Raw genomic sequence first — 19868 nt, forward strand, 5'->3', positions numbered from 1 at the left:
GCGAGGTGTGAATTGGATACGCGAGAGTATCGATTGTAGGACATAAGTTAGAAGCACAAGAGGTAGCGGTACGTGAGGCAGGGTGCGAGCGTCTATATGTATAGAAGGTAACAGGTACATCAACCGCGTCACGTACACAACTGACGGCTATGCTCGACCAGGGAAGGGAAGGTGATATGGTAGTAGTGACAAAAATAAACCGCCTAGCACGTAGCATAATCCACCTTAACAAGATAGTAATGGAGTTAACCGACAAGGGCCTGAGTGTCCAGTTTATACGTAATAATAAAACGTTCGATGCGGGCAAGGGGGCAAGTAGTATCAATACGTTATTGTTCAATATGCTCGGATCATTCGCACAGTTTGAGCGTGACATAATCGTGGAACGTACTACGGAAGGACTCGAGAGAGCGAAGGCACATAAATCATAGTTATACTGCAATGGCTCAATTGTTTTTAATTAAACAAATGATAAGAACTGACAAGTGGCGGGTGACTAGCGATGACGACATGACACTAAAATCTGCTTATAAAAAGATGTTTTCAGAGGAAATTCATGAAGGGAAATTACACTACTTTGTAAATACATTTGATAAGAGCTTATCAAGAGAAGATGCATATAAAGAATTTATTGAAACAGGCGATATTTAAGTGAATGAGCAGAATATAATGGGTTTAATGGCTCGTCTGAACACGAAACAGCTGTTGAATTCTTGAAAGAAAGTTTATCTACACCCAAATTTTATGAATCGAGGATTTCTCCACTTACAATGTTCATAAATCCAATAAAATTGAACACCCAATTGCAATGTCTGACAGAGGCAGCCGTTATAGTGAGGTAATTACAGATACTTCGAAACTTTCGGACGAGCATTTAGCTACATCTAGAGGGGACGGAAAATCCTATATATACAGTAATTTCAATCCTAAATATGCACAAATGGCTATCACCATATTGAGAACATACTACAACTTCTGTGAACCTTTCAATTCTAATTCGGTTAAACAAACCCCTGCCCAAAGAATTGGTGTTGCTGATAGGGTATATAACTGGAAAGATATTATTTATAAAAAGTAGTTAAAAAATCTATGTTAAAATAAGGGAAAGAACATTGTGAACAAATGTACTTAAACTAACGCGTTTAGCGAAAGAGAGTTTCATGGATATAATAAAAAATCCCTCTTCTACATCTTAGAAAAGGAGGATATGGAGGGACAGAATGAGACGTTCGATAAACTTTTCAATTTTACTGCTATTTGTTATTTTTATATCTGGTTGTACGGATGTTAAAGAACAAAACAAAGAAATAGAAGAAGAGGAACATGGGATAGTGGATGATGACAATACTCCTACTAAAAATACTTCCCATTTTTCATATAAAGGGCAGGAATTTAAAATAATAACATTTTTCGATGAAGTGTTGGAATACACAAGAGTAATTAGTGAGAATCCTGAACTTGATAAAAAAGCTATCTATACAGAGTATGTTTTAGAACCGTTTATAGATAAATCCTCCCTGAAAGATATAACATTAGGCGACCCTCTTTCACCATCTTCGGAAATAGAACAGTTAGAAAAAAAGACGAATGAGCTACTTGAAAATCAAGAACAGATTAATAAGTGGATAGAGGAAGCCTTATTAAAATCCGCAGAACTGTTACCAGGTGAGGATACAAATGTTTATATTTTTCCAGTTAATCCTGAAGAATGGCATGTCATTAATACTGGTGGAGGATTGAGTGGGCTTACTTATTCAGAAAATGATATTTTACTTAAGTTTGACCCATCCGTTTCAGAAGAAATGGTTAAATATGCGGCGGCACACGAATATCATCACACAGTTAATTTTTTGCATGATAGCATACCAATCGAGTATAACATTTTAGATTTAACTGTGACGGAAGGCAAAGCAGATTACTTTACTAGTATTGTATACCCTGAAATAAAAGTAGGAGTCTTTCGGACAGAGCCTTTATCAAATGAAGCCGAGGCTAAGGTGTTAGAAGAATTAAGCGTAAATGGCAAATCTATGGATTTTATTATTTACAATAATTTGATTTACGGTAATTCACGTAAAGATATTCCAAGATGGTCGAATTATAAAATAGGTTATCTAATCACTGAAAGTTTCATTGAAAACAATCCCAATATTTCAATATTGGAATGGACAAAAATTGGTGCAAGGGGAATTATTAAGGATAGTAAATACAGTGATTTGCTCCCATAGAGTTTTATTTAAAAAATTGTAGAAAATAATACAAGGCATAGCTTAGTTCAATGAACTGAGCTATTTATTTTTTTATACAAAAAGCACCGCAATTGCGGTGCAATTAAATTTACATTTTTATTTGCATTTTGTTGTGTAAATTCTAGCTTTGCGATAGGTAACGGAACCCGTTAATAATATACCCGTTCTTTTTTATGTTTAAACTGTTATACAATCGGTTCGTCTGTTCCCCATTGTTTTTTCTTTTGCTCAACGTCTAATTCTCCACCTTTTTTCTTCATACTTCGTTTCATTATGACAAACCAAAGCTGTGCTGAGATATAGATGGATGAATACGTCCCTGCCAATAAACCTAAAAACAATGCAAATGAGAAGTTTCGAATTGCCTCTGCACCAAATAGAAGCAGGGCAACAACAACAAATGCAATATTCAGTACAATATTTACTGACCGAGCTAGCGTTTGACGTAGTGATTTATTTACAATTTCAGCTAACTCCTTTTCATTATCAATTTTCTTTACTCGATTTAAGTTCTCACGTATACGGTCAAACGTTACAATTTTATCGTTTATCGAGTACCCGACAATCGTAAGAACGGCAGCAATAAAGGTTAAGTCGACTTCAAAACGAGTAAAACTGAAAATAGCTACCATGAGAATAATATCGTGTAGAACACCAAGGATTGAAGCAACCCCCATTCTCCATTCAAAACGAATTGCTACATAGATAATAATTCCAATTGCTGCGTAAATTAATGCATAAATTGCATTTCTTACAAGCTCTTTACCGATTGTATTTGAAACTGCACTAATATTTGGTTCAATTCCAAACTCAGCCTTCATTTCTTGTTTCAATTTCAAAATTTCATCTTGAGTAAACTCATCTACATAACGAACTGCTGCGATATTGTTCGTATCTCCAGAAAGGACAATATCGTCAGATGGATAGCCTAAATCTTCCATATAACTTACGACTCGTTCTTCAGTTAGTTTCTCGTTTGTCACAACTTCAACTCGTGTACCACTGGCAAAGTCAATGCCTAAGTTTAATTTAAAAATACTTAGTACAATTACTCCAATTAGGATAAACACAATAGAGAAGATGAAATATCGTTTGCGTGAATGAACGAAGTCAAATCGATCAAAATTTGTTGTCAGATCAAGTGAACTGACATTTTCTTCAATCGAATGAACTTTTGATTTTCTAACACCAAACCAACTAATTTTGTTATCTAAATATCCACTTCGAACAAGTAATCCAAGTAAAACTCGAGATCCCCAAACTGCAGTTATGAAGCTGACTAAAATACTGATAATCAAAATCGTTGCAAAACCTTTTACAGAACTTGTCCCGAAGTAGAACAATACAACTGCGGCAATTAGTGAAGTTACGTTCGCATCAAGAATGGCAGACCATGACGATTTTGTCCCTTCTGCGAATGCTTGTTTGACCGTTTTACCAATCCGAATTTCCTCTCGAATTCTTTCAGCAGTTAAAATATTCGCATCAACTGCCATTGCAATCCCTAAGACAAGACCAGCAATTCCAGGCAAGGTAAGAACCCCGTTAATCCAATCAAATACTAATAAATTTATATACACATAAACAACTAACGTAAGATTTGCTACAATTCCTGGTAAACGATAGTAGACTATTAAGAATAGGAAAATAAGCACTGCTCCAATAATCCCTGCATAGACCGTCGAGGATAATGCATCTTCACCGAATTGTGCCCCTACGGATGTGGAATAAACTTCAGTAAGTTTAACAGGTAAAGCACCAGCATTTAAAATACCCGCTAAGTTCTTTGTTTCTTCAACGTTGAAGGAACCTGAAATTTGAACCTCTGAAGTATTCAAAACGCTACTTACTTGAGGTGCAGATACAAATTTAGGTTTTTCTTTCGATTGTTCTTCTTTGAAAGAATCAACACCTTCTTCAAAGTCCAACCAAATTACTAGGGCGTTATTTGGAGTTTTAGCGAGAATATCTTGTGTTACTTGTGCAAATTTATTTGCATCCTTTAATTGTAATGATACAATTGGAGCTCCATTTTGATCGAAATTATCATTCGCACCGCCCTCTTTCAAGTCGTTCCCATCAAGCATTAAGTTATCATCAGCATCACGGAATGTTAAATTTGCTTCTGTTGATAATAATTCACGTGCAGAGGCCTGATCTTCAACACCGGCTAATTGAACTCGAATTCGATTTCCTTCTTCTACTTCAATAACCGGCTCATTAACACCTAAGACATCAATACGATTTAAAAGTGCATTTGCGGTGTCCGTTACATCTTGTTCGGTTATTTTGGGGCCATCTTTCAGCGGGTCAACTTGATATAAAACTTCAAAACCACCTTGTAAGTCTAAACCTAATTTAATATCTTTTAAGATTCCTTTTGTAGTCGTACTCATCGAAGCAGCTAATACTACAATAACAAGAAAAAATGCAACTATACGCCATCTTGTCTTCATATGTAATTCTTCCTCCTCGCTTTAAGAAAAGCATTGATATAAAACATTTTAAGCACAGCTTAAGTTCGTTGCATTTATTTTCTAACCTCTATTTACATTTAGGTACAAAACTATTGGTATTACAAATGATACAAACACAAGAAATAATTTCTTATGTTTGTATATGTTAATGTAAAAATACAACATTTTTATTATGAATCACATTGGTGATACAGAAAGAGAATTTATATGTGTTCGAAAATCTAATAATAGATTTGATGCATTAATGAGAAATAAAAAACGTACAGAAAATATTTTGGTGATAAGCTCATAAGCTCATTTTAGAAAAGCCAACACCTGAAGATATTATAATGTATATAAAGAAGGAAAAGAAAAACATGTTAAATCTCACTCGTAAAGACATTGTTTTACAGACAAAAACATAGATATTTTCTATTCGTCACCGTTGTAACGTAGCATTCGATACCCAACCCGTATGTGTGTCTGGATATATTTTGGTTTAGATGGATTCTCTTCAATCTTCTTACGGAGCGTCGCCATAAAAACACGCAGGCTAGGGACATCTGACTGAAGTACAGTTTGCCAAACTTCCTTCAATAGAAAATTATGCGTAAGTACTTTACCAACATGCTTTGAGAGCACAACTAACAACTTATACTCAATAGGCGTCAAATGTACTTCTTCTCCACACACAAATACTGTGTTTGCCAAATAATCAATTTGTAGGTTCCCATTCACGAATACCGGCTGAATATGGTCTAAATTGTGCTCGTTAGTATTCCTCCTTAATGCTACTCGGATACGAGCAAGTAACTCTTCTATGCTAAATGGCTTCGTCACGTAGTCATCTGCACCCGCATCGAGTGCGCTTATTTTATCGTGTTCTTCTCCTCGAGCACTTACAACTATAATAGGGATTTGAGCCCAAACACGGATTTTATGAATAAGATCGACGCCGTCCATATCGGGAAGTCCTAAATCAAGAATAATTACATCCGGCTTCATCGAAAGCACTTTTTGCATTGCGCTTTGGCCATCCTTTACAATGTCGTATTCATAGTGCTGGGTAATTAATGTCATTTTGATCAAGTGACCGATTGCTATGTCATCTTCTATGACAAGGATGCGTTTATTCAACGATATTCACAACTCCTTTTTCAAGTGAAAAATTAAAAATGGTTCCGTTGGGTTCATTATCTGCCACTGTAAGTTCACTTCCATGCAATTTTAAGATGGTTTGGCACAAGGCTAAACCAAGTCCGAGTCCACGCCTGCTGTCACTTCGTTGAACTTTTCCTGTTGTAAAAGGATCAAACAGTCTTGCTTTTAACGATTCTTCAATGCCCGGTCCATTATCCATAATGCTAAAGTGTACGGAGTTCCCAATCTCCTTTGCAATCAAAATTATCTCACTGCCTGTAGGCGTATAAGTTAACGCATTATCGATAATATTGATAATCACTTGAATGATAAGGCGTGCATCCATTAACGCTAATAATAATTCAGGTTCGACATGAAATGAGATTTTGTGAGTATTGTTTATCCGAACGACGTGTAAGAGAGCTTCCTGCATAATATCATCGACAAGTTCTGGTTGCATTTCAATCGCAAGTTTGCCATCATCTAGTCTTGAAACGGCAAGTAAGTTTTCAACCATTTGAACGAGCCATTTAGAGTTACTATAAATATCGCGGTATAGTTGAAGTTTTTCGGTATCATTAATTTGTTCTCCACTTGTTAATAATATATCAGCATTTCCTGAAATACTTGTAAGTGGTGTCCTTAAATCATGGGATATTGCCCTTAAGAGGTTTGCCCTCATTTGTTCAAGCTCTGCCTCTCGGGCTACTTCCTCATTTACTTTTTGTAAATACCATTTATCAAGAGCGAACGAAAAATCATTCATGATGGCGTGTAAAATATGACGCTCAAATGCTGGTAAGGGTGATTCTTTTGATAGAGCAATTCCAATAACACCTTTTACATTATCACCGGATACCAATGGTAAATAATAAGCATTTGCTTCAGGAAAGACATCGGTGGACACTCCTGCTATGTGATTATTATTTGCCACCCATGTTACTACACCACGCTCATTTACATTGTCAAACAGTGTTGCTATTTTATTATTTTCTATAGTAGACATGCTTTCTGTTCGGAAAAAAATAGATTTCACTATCAGTCTATTATTTATTTCAAAAAATTCTACTGGCTTATCTACTAGTTTAACAATCTGAGACATTCCTTCTGTAATAATCTCTTCTACCGTTTTTGCGTATTGTAATTTACGATTAGTTTCGAGTAACACTTCCATTCGGTAAGATTTACGAACTGCAACAATAGCCTGTTCTTTTACTTTCTTCGTTAGACTACTTGTGATGAAGCCGGAAAGGAACATAATTAAAAATGTTATAAAGTAGTCACGGTGGTATGCTTCGAATGAAAAACGTGGTTCTATAAATAGAAAGTTGAAAATGAGCACCGATACCAGTGAACTTATGATACTAACCATCCACCCAGTTGTCCAAGTTGCTAGTACTAATACTCCTAAGATATAGATAGTGATTATATTCGATTCACTAACCCCTATGGAAAAGAAGGACAGACCGATGAATGACGCCAAACTAAAAACGGTTAGCATTTTCAGCATGTCCATCCACTCAAACTTGAGTTGAGTTCTAACTTCTGGAAATCGTAATGGTTCGTTTTCTTGATCAGGTACAATATGTATTGCTAAGTTGGGTACAAAGTCATTTAGCTGGTCGCTTATTTTGGAATTAGAACGCCACCATTTCTTTTTCATAGAAGTTCTTCCTAATACAAGCTTTGTTACCCCGCTTATTTGTGAATAGTTCGCAAGTGCAGCTGCAATATCGTCTTCCTGCACAATCACGACGTGACCGCCGAGTTGCTCCGTCAGTTTGATGTGCTGCTGCAAACGCTCGGAACTTGCTTCGTTTCTTTCATTCCTGTCCATTTTTTGTACATAAAGTGCAGTAAATTTGCCATGGAAGGCCTGAGCAAGTCTAGCTGCTGACCGAATAACTTTAGCATTGGTTGGTGAACTACTGATACCTACTAGTACATGTTCTTCCACATGTATTTTTGTTTCAAAAGAATCGTTCTTGCGTGTCTTTTGATGAAAAATTGTGTCTGCAGTTCGTCTCAATGCGATTTCACGAAGTGCCACCAGATTCTGTTTTTGAAAAAAATAGTCGATTGCTTTTTCTACTTGTTTTAAAGGATAAATTTTTCCTTCTTTTAATCGTTGAATTAAATCATCTGGTTCAATATCCACAAGCTTTATTTGTGCTGCGTGATCAATTAAATAATCTGGGATTCGCTCACGTACTTTCACTCCAGTAATTTCTTTTACCAAATCATGTAAGCTTTCAATGTGTTGGATATTTACGGTCGTGTAAATATGGATACCTTTTGCAAGTAATTCTTCTACATCACCAAAACGTTTTACATGGCGCATAGTTGGTACATTGGTATGAGCCAATTCATCAATTAATACAATTTCTGGCTTGCGTTCAAGCACCGCATCGATGTCCAGTTCTTCGAAAGTTTTTCCTTTATAGTTTATTTTTCTAGTTGGTATTAGTTCAAGACCCTCCAGTAAGGCGGCCGTTTCTGGTCGGGGATGGGGCTCAATATATCCTACCACGACATCTAAACCAAGTTTCTTTGCTTCTTGAGCAGCATCAAGCATTGCGTACGTTTTACCTACTCCTGCAGCATAACCAAGAAATATCTTTAATCTGCCTGCTTTAGTTTCTTCTTGCTTTATCCTTGCTAAAAACTCCTCTGGACTTGGTCGTATGTCTTCCATCACCCATCACCTCCCTTACATTATAGCTCCAACATTCATTAAGAAGGCATAAAGATTTTAACCTTTATGCCTTCTTAATATAAAATGCATTTTCCTAACACTACATTAATTTGAAATCCATTATGATGAAATTATTCTAGAAGAGAGAGGACGATTCGGATGATGGACGTTTATATGATTACTTTACTAATCATTAGTTTTGCTAGTCTTTATGCTTTGACCACATGGTGCTATAAGCAAGTGAATAAGTAGGGAGGAATAGTTATGTTTGCGTGGTTAGTAATGAAAATTATCATTGTAAGTCTATTTGGTTATCTAGGGCATGCATTACTTTATCCAGAAAACTATTAATATGCCATTAGGAGGTAAGGGGTATGTGGCAAATTGCCATTGTTTTAATAATTTATTTACCGCTTGTTATTTTAGCGGGTCACTATCTGTATCGCGTCACGATGCAGCAAAAGACCTGGTTCGATCCAGTGTTGAATCGTGTGGATCATTTCATCTACAAACTTAGCGGTATCAAGCAAGTCGATATGACGGGGAAACAATATATGCTGGCATTGATTTTATCAAATGCTTTAATGGTATTCATCGGATATTTTCTTTTACGCATTCAATCTGCATTATTTTTAAACCCAAACGACATTGATAATATGGAAGCAACGCTTTCATTTAATACTATAATTTCATTTATGACAAATACCAATCTTCAGCATTATAGTGGCGAATCTGGGTTAAGTTATTTGGCTCAGATGCTTGTAATCACATTCATGATGTTTACGTCAGCGGCAACTGGTTATGCGGCATGCATGGCTTTCTGTCGTCGCCTAGTGGCAAAAACAGATACACTCGGCAATTTCTTTGTTGACTTTGTCCGGGTGATTACACGCATTTTAATGCCTATTTCTATCGTTGTTGCAATAATTTTAGTTTCTGAAGGTTCGCCACAAACCTTCAGCGCTAACGAAACCGTAGAGACTATAGAAGGAAAGGTGCAAGATATCGCACTTGGACCTATAGCTTCACTTGAATCCATTAAACATATTGGAACAAATGGGGGAGGCTTTAACGGGGCCAATTCAACGACTCCGTTTGAAAATCCAACCGTTATTTCAAATGTCGTGGAAATGCTGTCGATGATGTTACTGCCTGGTGCTTGTGTTGTGGCATTCGGATTAATGGTTGCTAATCGAAACAAGAAAACAATATTTGGTAAACAAGGTCTAGCCATTTTTGCTGCTATGAGTATTCTATTACTTATTGGAGTAGTTACCTGTTATGTGGCAGAACGTTCTGGCAATCCTATCATTAATGAACTAGGTATCACTCAGGAACTAGGTAGTATGGAAGGAAAGGAAATGCGCTTTGGTGTTGCCCAATCTGCATTATTCACTGTAGTGACAACTGCTTTTACTACTGGATCTGTCAATAACATGCATGATACATTAACGCCAATAGGTGGTCTCGTGGCAATGTTTAACATGATGATAAACGTTGTATTCGGAGGCAAAGGAGTGGGTCTCATGAACATGATGATGTATGTGCTACTCACGATCTTCATTGCTTGTTTAATGATTGGTCGAACTCCCCAGTTTTTAGGTAAGAAAATAGAGGAAAAAGAAATGAAATTAATAGCAATTTGTATTTTAATCCACCCAGCAATCATACTGCTGTTTTCAGCACTTGCTGTAGCGACAATAGCTGGAGTAGCAGGAATCACTAATCCGGGAGCACATGGTTTATCACAGGTTTTGTATGAATTTGCTTCATCCTCAGCGAACAACGGATCTGGCTTTGAAGGGTTAGCCGATAACTCGACGTTCTGGAACGTGTCGACTGGTCTTGCGATGTTCTTTGGTCGCTATCTAACAATCATTATTCAATTAGCCATTGCATCACTACTTGCTAAAAAAATGTGGCATAGCGATTCGGTGGGATCATTGAAAACGGACAATGCAATGTTTACTTTCTTGCTTGTCACAATTGTACTGATGATTGGTGCTTTAACATTTCTACCGGTACTAGCACTCGGCCCAATTACAGAACATTTACAAATAAGTTCTTGACGAGGAGAGAGTCAATAATGGAAACTGCATCAAAAAATTTTTTTATTACACATGATATTATGAAGAGTGCTATTTTAGGGGCATTTAAGAAGTTTAACCCGGTTTATATGATAAAAAATCCCGTCATGTTCGTTGTAGAGATAGGTTTCATATTTGTTTTATTGTTAACAGTTTTTCCTACAATGTTTGATAGCGAGGCAGGGGGAGAGGAACGCCTTTATAATGCCATGGTAGCCTTTGTTCTTTTCATTACAATCTTATTTGCCAACTTTGCAGAATCGATTGCAGAAGGGCGTGGGAAAGCTCAAGTACAAACACTAAAGAAAACTAAAACCGTGACGCAGGCGTGTGTTCTTCTTCCTGATGGCTCCGAGGTAATGAAGCAGGCAGAAGAGCTGACAAAAGGAGATATTGTCTTAGTTCAGGCAGGAGAAGTCATTCCAAACGACGGCGAAGTAATAGAAGGGATTGCTACAGTGGACGAATCAGCCATCACGGGTGAATCAGCTCCTGTAGTGAAAGAACGTAGTGGTGACTTTTCATCTGTAACAGGTGGTACAACTGTTACTAGTGACTGGTTAAAAATTGAGATTACTTCATTGCCAGGCGAATCGTTTTTAGATAAAATGATTACCCTTATTGAAGGGGCGAGTCGTAAAAAGACTCCGAATGAAATTGCACTTAACACACTACTTGTTAGTCTAACTATTATCTTTTTACTAGTGGTTGTTACTCTTTACCCAATGACTACCTATTTAAATCTGCATATTTCAATAGCGACGCTTATTGCGCTGACCGTCTGTTTAATCCCTACTACGATCGGAGGTTTGTTATCAGCAATAGGTATTGCTGGAATGGATCGTGTAACACAGTTCAATGTGATTGTAATGTCTGGAAGAGCAGTCGAGGCATGTGGTGATGTAGATACATTAATATTGGATAAAACCGGTACCATTACATATGGAAACCGTATGGCATCAGAATTTACTCCTGTGAAAGGAGTAAATCAGAAAGAATTAATTCGATCTGCATGGCTTAGTTCCCTAACAGACGATACTCCTGAAGGGAAATCAATCTTATCACTTGCGTGCGAATTAGAAGTAGACTCTACAGATGAAGTAATGATTATTAATAACAGTAATCATATTTCCTTCACGGCACAGACTCGGATGAGTGGGCTAGATATGCAAGACGGCACAAGAATTCGTAAAGGTGCTTATGACACGATAAAAAAAGAGAGTATTGCTGAAGGTCATGTTATCCCAACAGACTTGGAACAACTAGTCCACCGAGTATCCTCGGTAGGGGGGACACCTCTAGTTATATCTAAGAATTATAAGATTTTGGGCGTTGTCTATTTAAAAGATATCGTGAAACCTGGTTTAAAGGAACGTTTTGAGAAGCTTCGCGCAATGGGTATAAAAACGATTATGTGCACAGGAGATAACCCGCTCACTGCTGCCTCAATCGCAAAAGAAGCAGGGGTGGATAGTTTTATCGCAGAAAGTAAACCTGAAGATAAGATAAAAGTCATTAAAGATGAGCAAGCACTAGGAAAAATTGTGGCAATGACTGGTGATGGCACAAATGATGCACCCGCTCTGGCACAGGCAAATGTAGGGCTCGCAATGAATTCTGGGACGAATGCTGCAAAAGAAGCAGCAAACATGGTGGACTTGGACTCAAATCCAACAAAGATTATTGAAATTGTGGAAATCGGAAAACAATTACTAATGACACGTGGAGCGCTCACGACATTTAGTATTGCGAACGATATTGCTAAATACTTTGCCATTATTCCTGCAATGCTGATGGTCGCAATACCAGAAATGAAATCGCTAAATATCATGATGCTGAACTCCCCAACGAGCGCCATTATTTCTGCCTTGATTTTTAATGCCATTATTATACCGATGTTAATCCCGATTGCTATGAGAGGGGTCAAATATAAGCCGATGAGCGCATCACAATTGTTAAATAGGAATTTGCTCATTTATGGATTAGGTGGTATTGTCGCTCCTTTTCTTGGTATTAAGGTAATTGATTTAATTATTGGACCAATTCTTCACATAATGGGTCTATAAGGAGGAGATGTTATATGAAAGAAATTTTTGGGAATTTTAAACAGGCACTGTTGGTATCGTTAATAATGTTTGTTTTATGTGGTTTGATCTACCCATTTGCTGTTACTGGAATTGCCCAGGTATTATTTAACCATGAGGCTAACGGTAGTTTGATCAAAGTGGATGGTAATACTGTCGGTTCAGAACATTTAGGTCAAGCATTTACAGCACCGGAGTATTTCTGGGGGCGCGTATCTGCTATCAATTACAACGTCTATACACAAAAAGATACTATCCCAGATGAAAATGGTGAAACAATTTATAGTGGTGTCAGTTCTGGAACGTTTAATTATGCTCCTTCTAACCCTGAACTACAAAAACGAATAGAAATAGATATCGAGACATTTCTAAAAGCGAATCCGAAGGTGAATCGAGAAGAGATACCAGCTGACTTAATGACCGCTTCTGGATCTGGCCTAGATCCCCATATTAGTGTGGATGCAGCGCTAATACAGGTAGAACGTGTTGCACAAGCAAGCGGGATTCCTGTTGAGGAAGTTAAAGCTATTGTAAAAAAACACACAGAGAGACGTGTGTTAGGTGTAATGGGAGAAGATAAAGTCAACTTCTTAGCAGCAAATTTAGATATATTTAGTAAAATGAAGGGAGACGGGAATGAAAAAGACCTATAATAATAGCCTGGATGTTGAAAATGTGCCTCGGTCACTATTCCCTTTCGATAAAGTAAGTGTTAAATACACCTCACCTTCTAACCTATATAGCTAGGTGATAAATAATCTAGATTCTAATGCATTTAAACCTTTTATTACTTTTGGACTTGAGTGATGGGAGGCATGATGTAATAACAAGGAGAAAGGTTTTATATTAATATAATCCATAGTACTTAATAAAAGCACCTCGAATAGAGATGCTTTTTGTTTTGCTCTAATTCACTTATACATTGCAGTACATACGCCGCCACTAATAATTTTATTAACCCCAATGTTTGCCTCAAACTAGCCCCAGTAACCTATTCTTCTGTATAAAAAAGCCCCCAAAAACAATTTTAAAATTGTCTCGGGGGTCAACTTAGTTAAATTTTACTTCCAATTTTTCTCGATAAATTCATCTCGACCTGATTGTGCTCGATCCTCTTTGTAATGGTTAGGGCTTTTTTTATAGAAGTCTTGATGATATTCTTCTGCTTCATAAAATGTTTTAGCTTCTCGTATTTCGGTAACAATAGGTTTAGAGAATTTCCCGCTTGCCCCAAGCTGTTCTTTCGATTTCTCCGCGAGCTGTCGTTGTTCATCCGAATGAATAAATATGGCAGTGCGATAACTTTCACCGCGATCTTGAAACTGGCCTCCATCATCGGTAGGGTCAATTTGTTGCCAAAATATTTCTAATAATTGATTGTAAGAGAAGATGCTTGAGTCAAATTGTATTTCTACCACTTCTAAGTGACCGGTATCCCCTTTTTTAACGTCTTCATATGTAGGATTATCAAGATGACCACCCATGTATCCAGAAGTTACCTTATGTATGCCATCCCATGTGTCGAATGGTTTTACCATGCACCAAAAACATCCGCCTGCAAATGTTGCTTTTTCTATCATATTTATTCCTCCGATTCATCTCACCAATTGAAATTTTGCTTGTGTAAAACAAATTTTAACACTTGTTAACTAGTTGTACAAAAATCTGAAACTATCTTAGCTGAAATACGTTATTATTACTGTATAAAGGGGAGATTTTAAGATGGAAGAAGAATTACAACAAACTAGAAGACGTCGCAGAAAAAGACGTCCCAGAGTAGGACGCATACTTTTTGTTATTTTTTTGTTTTTGGCTGTAGGAATTGGTATTTATACATTTACTCAATATTCAAGTGGTTACAAATTAGCAGATACAGAACAAAAAGAACCAATGGAATTTAATGGTGATGAGCTTAAGAAAGGTGACCGTGAAAATATTCTGGTTCTTGGTGTAGATTCCAGAGGGGAGGATCAAGCTCGAACAGATACAATGATGATCTTTTCCTGGGATAAAGAAAACAACGATGTGAAAGTGATATCATTCATGCGTGATATATATGCAGATATTCCTGAACATGAATCATATAAATTAAATACAGCTTTTTATCTTGGTAAAGTACAATTATTGAAAGATACTATGCAAGGGATGTTCGATTTACCTATTCACCATTATGCGTTAATCGATTTTAGTAGCTTTGAGTCTCTAGTCGATATAATTGCACCAGACGGCGTGCCAGTAAATGTTGAAAAGGATATGTCTGAGAAAATTGGTGTCACATTAACGAAAGGACAACAGAATCTAAATGGTAAAGAACTACTTGGTTATGCTCGTTTCCGTTCCGATGCAGAAGGAGACTTTGGGCGAGTAGGTAGACAACAGTTGGTGATGGAGATCTTAAAAGACGAGCTATTGTCTATTGAAAACGTACCGAATTTACCTAAATTCATTGGAGCTACTGAGGGATATATCCAAACAGATTATTCGCGTTCAGACAAAACAAAAAGAGTATTAGATGCAGTTGTAAGTGGTAAGTTAGAAATGGAAAAATTGACAATTCCAGTAGAAGGTACATATTCATTTAAGAATTATAGCCATGCTGGATCAGTCATCGTACTCGACAAAGAGATGAATAAAACGGCCATTACAGAGTTTTTAGAGAAATAAGTTGCTTTAATATTGCCATATTATTTTTTACTCCGTAAAATAAATATAAATAGAAAGGAAGTTTGATAGAAGTGGAGCCAGAAAAACCTTCTTTTTTCTCTACTAGATACATAAAATTTTTAGGTGGACGTAATACAATCTTTTCATTAGTTCTATTGCTAATGATTGGCCTTGTTATTATGATCTACGATGAAATTTCCTTTATTTTTGTGCCTTTGACAGTGTTTCTCGGCAATGTAATTTTACCAATAATTTTAGCTGTCATTGTATACTATTTATTACGCCCAATATTGCGGTTACTAGAAAAAATTAAAATTAAACGGGTCTGGGGAATTCTGATCATTTTCTTAGTTTTAGTCGGTTTAATAACTTTACTGGTATTCCTAGTGTTTCCTTTTTTAAAGGGACAAATATTTAAACTAGTAGAGGAACTGCCTACTTACTTTATCCAACTTTTTAATGATCTTGATGCTTTTTTAAGAACATCTATTTTTAAGGATTATTATTTACAAATAGAAAATGACGTTGCATCAGTATTAAATGGGCTTCCTGACGAAATTGGGGAATTCGTTCAAAATACTGTAACTGGAATAGCAACTGGGATTTCCTCCATTGTAGGGGTTTTAACTAGTTTTGTACTGGCGATTGTAACGGTTCCATTTATCGTTTTCTACTTATTAAAAGATGGAGAAAAGTTACCTAATTTTGTTATGAAGCTATTTCCTCCAAGGATGCGAGATGATTTACAGGAAGTATTTTCAGGTATAGATAGACAAATTAGCTCATATATTCAAGGACAAATACTAGTATCTATGTGTATCGGGTTTATGATTTATATAGGGTTTACTATTATTCAAATGCCATATGCTCTATTATTGGGAGTTATCGCTATGGTTACTAGTGTTGTACCATATTTGGGTCCAGTTATTGCTATTACTCCAGCAGCGATAATCGCGTTAGTAACATCCCCATTATTACTAGTTGGATTAGCAATTGTTTGGACAGTAGTACAATTAATAGAAGGTAAGTTTATATCACCACAAATAATGGGTAAATCACTACATGTGCACCCAATTACTATTATTTTTGTTCTTATAACAGCAGGATCATTATTTGGGGTTCCGGGAGTGATTTTAGGGATACCAGGATATGCCATATTAAAAGTTATCATTTCACACTTTTATACATTGTTTAAAAAGCGTTATAATAAGTTTGAACCAGTTATTGAAAATCATTATGAGTATACAAATCACAAGGTGGACTGAGAATAATGGCGAAGAAGTTTGAATCTTCCATAGAAGTAAAATCTATTAAGATAGATACGGTTGTGGATCATCCTATTATTGAACATGGGATAAACTTATCAGGTACAATTTATATTGATGGAGTACATGATGAATCGGTTGAAAATATCAAATTAGAGGTATTTAAACTAACGAATGGTGAATCATCTAAAATAGTTTCGAAACACTCTATAGAGTTAGTCGGTGCAGCTGCTTCAAAGGATATGCAAATGATTCCTTTCGAGATTATGCCCGATGAAAGATGGATACCAGATAATAATGAGGAAGTTACGAAACTTATTTTAAGAACAACCGTGTTATTTGAAAATGGATCTGAGTATAACGATGAAGACGAGATACATTTTGATATTGAAGAATAATATATAAGACTCCAGCCATGCGCTGGAGTTTTTTTTCTATCCTGAGTATTAAATCATTTACTTACAGAACTAAAGAGATAACTGGCATTCTATGTAGATTATTTGTTCCTTAGAAATATGTTACTCACCCTAAAGTGAATTTTATCTGGAAGATATTACGTTTTTTTGTTTGCGCCAATTTTAGAAATCTTATAGTATAAATCTTCTTTACTAGTGCATTCTAATATTAAATTGGGAGGCAACTAATGATGACTAAACGAATATTTTCACTATTGATTATTTCAAGTCTTTTACTGACTGCCTGTGGATTTCAAAGGGACTCCAATCAGCCAGCTAAACCAGAAACACAATTAAACAACCAAGATAAAGAAGTTCCTAACACAGGGAATGAAGAAGTAAATGAAGAAAATGATGTAGGAATTCCAAAGGTAGATGAGGGGCTAAATGATCCTTCGTTTGAAAAACCAAATGAAAATAACGATTGAATTGTTTGAATAATTGTGTTATTGTATTATTAAACTAACTCGAACGGAGGTGAAGAAAGGATGAAAAACACTATGAACGCACAATTTTTTATGTTGGAATTCTTATCAACTTCTTGTGCAATTACTCATGAAAATGCTACTAACGGGATAGGTCTGTCTATTTTTAGCCATTTTCATAGTAATACTCATAGCTGAGAAGTCATTCTTTCGGATCCAATTAGGTAGCGAAAAGACTGTGCTTTTTAGACAGTCTTTTTTTGTTGCGAAAAAAAGAATTGCTCCTCAGCTCATATAAGAATTGAAGGGAAGCGTTCATTATGATATGTACAGTTCAAAATATAACTAAAATGCTCGGAGGAAATATAATCTTTGAAAAGTTGTCTCTAGCTATTAAAACTGGGGATAGGTTAGCGATTGTTGGTCGTAACGGTAGCGGTAAAACGACTTTATTCAAATTATTGGCGGGAATTGAGAAACCTGATGAAGGATCTATTCACTTTAAGAAAGGTACTTCTGTAGGTTATTTGGCTCAAATTCCTTCCTATTCGGAAGATGTCACTGGTCTAGATGTTCTTCATTATGCTTTTGAAAAAATAACAGCCTTAGAACAGAAAATGATACAAATGGAACAACAAATGACAACTATTGGTGCAGCGGAGATGGAACGACTGCTACAACAGTATGGAGAAGTTCAAGAACAATTTACACTTTTGGGCGGTTATACAATGGAGTCTGAAATTGAAAAAGTAGTGCAGGGACTCCAGCTTACTCGGTTCATAAACCAACCATTTGCTAGTTTAAGTGGTGGAGAACAGACGAAAATAATGTTAGGGAAGATTTTACTGTCGGATCCAGATGTATTATTGTTGGATGAACCAACCAATCATTTAGATTTGTTTGCTGTTGAATGGTTGGAACAATATTTGATTGGCTATTCAGGAACAGTTGTAATTATTTCGCATGATCGATATTTCTTAGATCAAGTTGTGACTAAAATTGCAGATTTAGAGGAAGGAGAGCTTTCTCTTTATCATGGGGATTATTCTGCCTTTATATTAGAAAAAGAAGCCAAATTAATGCGTGAATTTCAGCATTATGAGGAGCAACAGAAAAAGATAAAAAAAATGAAGGATGCAATAAGACGTCTTCGACAATGGGCCAATGAAGCGGTGCCACCAAATCCGAAGTTATTCCGCCAAGCACGCAATATGGAAAGAGCACTAGAACGTATGATAAAAGTGAGAAAACCACTCATCGACCCCAAAAAGATGGAGCTATCATTTGAATTTGCTTCTAGAAGTGGGAAAGAAGTAGTCATGATGAAAAATGTATACAAATCATTTGGTGAGAATGTTTTGTTAGAAGATGCTCAGCTTAATCTATACTGGAAGGAACGGGTTGCGATAGTTGGGCGAAATGGTTCAGGTAAATCCACTATTTTACATCTGTTGTTAGGTAATCTTCCGATTGATAATGGAGAGGCTCGGTTAGGTAGTAATGTGCGTGTAGGTTATTTATCGCAGCATTTCGAAATCCAGAATCCGAAGGCAAGGCTGATTGATGTATTTCGAAGTGAGTTAAATTTAGTAGAGGGGGATGCTCGTCATATTCTTGCGAAGTTTATGTTCTTTGGTCCCGATGTTTTCAAGCGAATAGGTGATTTAAGTGGTGGAGAACGTATGAGACTTCGCTTAGCGCAACTTATGCATCAGGATATTAACCTCCTAATTCTTGATGAGCCGACGAACCATTTAGATATCGAATCGAGAGAGGTCCTGGAAGATGCTTTGGGTGATTTTGATGGTACTATTTTAGCTGTTTCACATGACCGATACTTTTTGAACAAATTATTCCCGAAAACGGTCTGGTTAGAACAAGGTCAGCTAACAACTTTTGAAGGGTCATATGATTGGGCGCGTATAAAGTGGGAAGAGCAAGTACCAATTGAAATTCCTTTTAAAAATGAAAAACAAGAAAAACCAACATATAAAAGAAGTGCAGGAGGAAGTGTAGAACGAAAGATTGAGGAAGAGATTCAAGCAGTGGAAAAAGAAATTTCCAACCTAAAAGAGAAAATTGAAATAGAAGAGGATTGGGAGACATACGAAAAACTATTGAAAGCTATTGAATCAAATGAAATGAAGATAGAGAAATTGACTCTGGAATGGATAGAGCAAGAAGATGATTCAAATTGTATATAATTTTGATAATAGAAAAGAAATTTATCAAATAGTTAGAAAAGAGCATTAACATTCATACATTTGTACTATATAATAAATTAAATACTATCCCAAATGGATTAGTAATATTGGCATGTATTTAATTTTATATAGAGAGTAGATGGA

General features: G+C 36.3%; 16 protein-coding genes and 1 pseudogene. 13 read left to right on the forward strand and 4 right to left on the reverse strand.

The window, feature by feature from the left end:
* Nucleotides 1–119: 119 nt before the first annotated feature.
* The 3 genes and pseudogenes from MHI47_RS08905 to MHI47_RS08915 all read left to right on the forward strand — a co-directional run.
* Nucleotides 120–431, forward strand: a pseudogene (locus MHI47_RS08905) (recombinase family protein); the annotation flags it as partial.
* Nucleotides 432–492: 61 nt separating this feature from the next.
* Nucleotides 493–651, forward strand: coding sequence for a hypothetical protein (locus MHI47_RS08910; RefSeq protein WP_340830518.1), 159 nt, complete (start codon nucleotides 493–495; stop codon nucleotides 649–651).
* A 569-nt stretch (nucleotides 652–1220) separates the two neighbouring features.
* Entirely contained in the window at nucleotides 1221–2228 is a 1008-nt protein-coding gene (locus MHI47_RS08915) for a DUF2268 domain-containing protein (protein ID WP_340830520.1), read from the forward strand.
* A 206-nt stretch (nucleotides 2229–2434) separates the two neighbouring features.
* Here the strand turns inward: MHI47_RS08915 and secDF are convergent, their stop codons facing one another.
* From secDF to MHI47_RS08930, 3 genes are all read right to left on the reverse strand, one after another.
* The gene (secDF, locus tag MHI47_RS08920; protein ID WP_340830522.1) at nucleotides 2435–4705 is read right to left on the reverse strand and encodes a protein translocase subunit SecDF; all 2271 of its coding nucleotides are present in this window, start codon (nucleotides 4703–4705) and stop codon (nucleotides 2435–2437) included.
* A gap of 432 nt (nucleotides 4706–5137) precedes the next feature.
* On the reverse strand, nucleotides 5138–5842 hold the full coding sequence (locus tag MHI47_RS08925; RefSeq protein WP_340830524.1) for a response regulator transcription factor: 705 nt from the start codon (nucleotides 5840–5842) through the stop codon (nucleotides 5138–5140).
* Entirely contained in the window at nucleotides 5835–8540 is a 2706-nt protein-coding gene (locus MHI47_RS08930; protein WP_340830527.1) for a sensor histidine kinase KdpD, read from the reverse strand. Before MHI47_RS08930 ends, MHI47_RS08925 begins: the two co-directional genes overlap by 8 nt.
* A gap of 282 nt (nucleotides 8541–8822) precedes the next feature.
* Between MHI47_RS08930 and MHI47_RS20200 the strand changes: the two genes are divergently transcribed.
* The 4 genes from MHI47_RS20200 to kdpC are packed head-to-tail and all read left to right on the forward strand — an operon-like array spanning nucleotide 8823 to nucleotide 13364.
* Complete coding sequence (locus MHI47_RS20200) at nucleotides 8823–8891, forward strand: potassium-transporting ATPase subunit F (protein ID WP_445678309.1); 69 nt, start codon at nucleotides 8823–8825, stop codon at nucleotides 8889–8891.
* A gap of 23 nt (nucleotides 8892–8914) precedes the next feature.
* Entirely contained in the window at nucleotides 8915–10609 is a 1695-nt protein-coding gene (kdpA, locus tag MHI47_RS08935) for a potassium-transporting ATPase subunit KdpA (protein WP_340830528.1), read from the forward strand.
* 17 nt (nucleotides 10610–10626) lie between these two features.
* On the forward strand, nucleotides 10627–12693 hold the full coding sequence (gene kdpB / locus MHI47_RS08940) for a potassium-transporting ATPase subunit KdpB (RefSeq protein ID WP_340830531.1): 2067 nt from the start codon (nucleotides 10627–10629) through the stop codon (nucleotides 12691–12693).
* 14 nt (nucleotides 12694–12707) lie between these two features.
* On the forward strand, nucleotides 12708–13364 hold the full coding sequence (kdpC, locus tag MHI47_RS08945) for a potassium-transporting ATPase subunit KdpC (protein ID WP_340769136.1): 657 nt from the start codon (nucleotides 12708–12710) through the stop codon (nucleotides 13362–13364).
* 408 nt (nucleotides 13365–13772) lie between these two features.
* Here kdpC and msrA read toward each other — a convergent pair whose 3' ends face one another.
* Nucleotides 13773–14291 (reverse strand): peptide-methionine (S)-S-oxide reductase MsrA, encoded by a 519-nt coding sequence (gene msrA, locus MHI47_RS08950; protein ID WP_340769138.1) that lies wholly within the window; start codon nucleotides 14289–14291, stop codon nucleotides 13773–13775.
* A gap of 142 nt (nucleotides 14292–14433) precedes the next feature.
* On the opposite strand from msrA, the gene MHI47_RS08955 reads away from it, so the two are divergent.
* From MHI47_RS08955 to abc-f, 6 genes are all read left to right on the forward strand, one after another.
* Nucleotides 14434–15375: an LCP family protein gene (locus tag MHI47_RS08955; RefSeq protein WP_340830533.1), complete on the forward strand. Its 942-nt coding sequence runs from the start codon at nucleotides 14434–14436 to the stop codon at nucleotides 15373–15375.
* Nucleotides 15376–15446: 71 nt separating this feature from the next.
* Entirely contained in the window at nucleotides 15447–16640 is a 1194-nt protein-coding gene (locus MHI47_RS08960) for an AI-2E family transporter (RefSeq protein WP_340769140.1), read from the forward strand.
* 5 nt (nucleotides 16641–16645) lie between these two features.
* A complete protein-coding gene (locus MHI47_RS08965; protein WP_245762606.1) occupies nucleotides 16646–17038 on the forward strand; it encodes a sporulation protein in 393 nt (130 codons plus the stop codon).
* Nucleotides 17039–17283: 245 nt separating this feature from the next.
* Complete coding sequence (locus MHI47_RS08970) at nucleotides 17284–17523, forward strand: hypothetical protein (RefSeq protein WP_340769142.1); 240 nt, start codon at nucleotides 17284–17286, stop codon at nucleotides 17521–17523.
* Nucleotides 17524–17595: 72 nt separating this feature from the next.
* Nucleotides 17596–17718, forward strand: a complete 123-nt coding sequence (locus tag MHI47_RS08975) for an RAxF-45 family protein (protein ID WP_281249738.1) — start codon at nucleotides 17596–17598, stop codon at nucleotides 17716–17718.
* A gap of 122 nt (nucleotides 17719–17840) precedes the next feature.
* On the forward strand, nucleotides 17841–19724 hold the full coding sequence (gene abc-f / locus MHI47_RS08980) for a ribosomal protection-like ABC-F family protein (protein ID WP_340769143.1): 1884 nt from the start codon (nucleotides 17841–17843) through the stop codon (nucleotides 19722–19724).
* The last annotated feature ends 144 nt before the right edge of the window (nucleotides 19725–19868 follow it).

It is taken from the genome of Psychrobacillus sp. FSL H8-0487 (assembly GCF_038008385.1).
Classification (GTDB): domain Bacteria; phylum Bacillota; class Bacilli; order Bacillales_A; family Planococcaceae; genus Psychrobacillus; species Psychrobacillus psychrotolerans.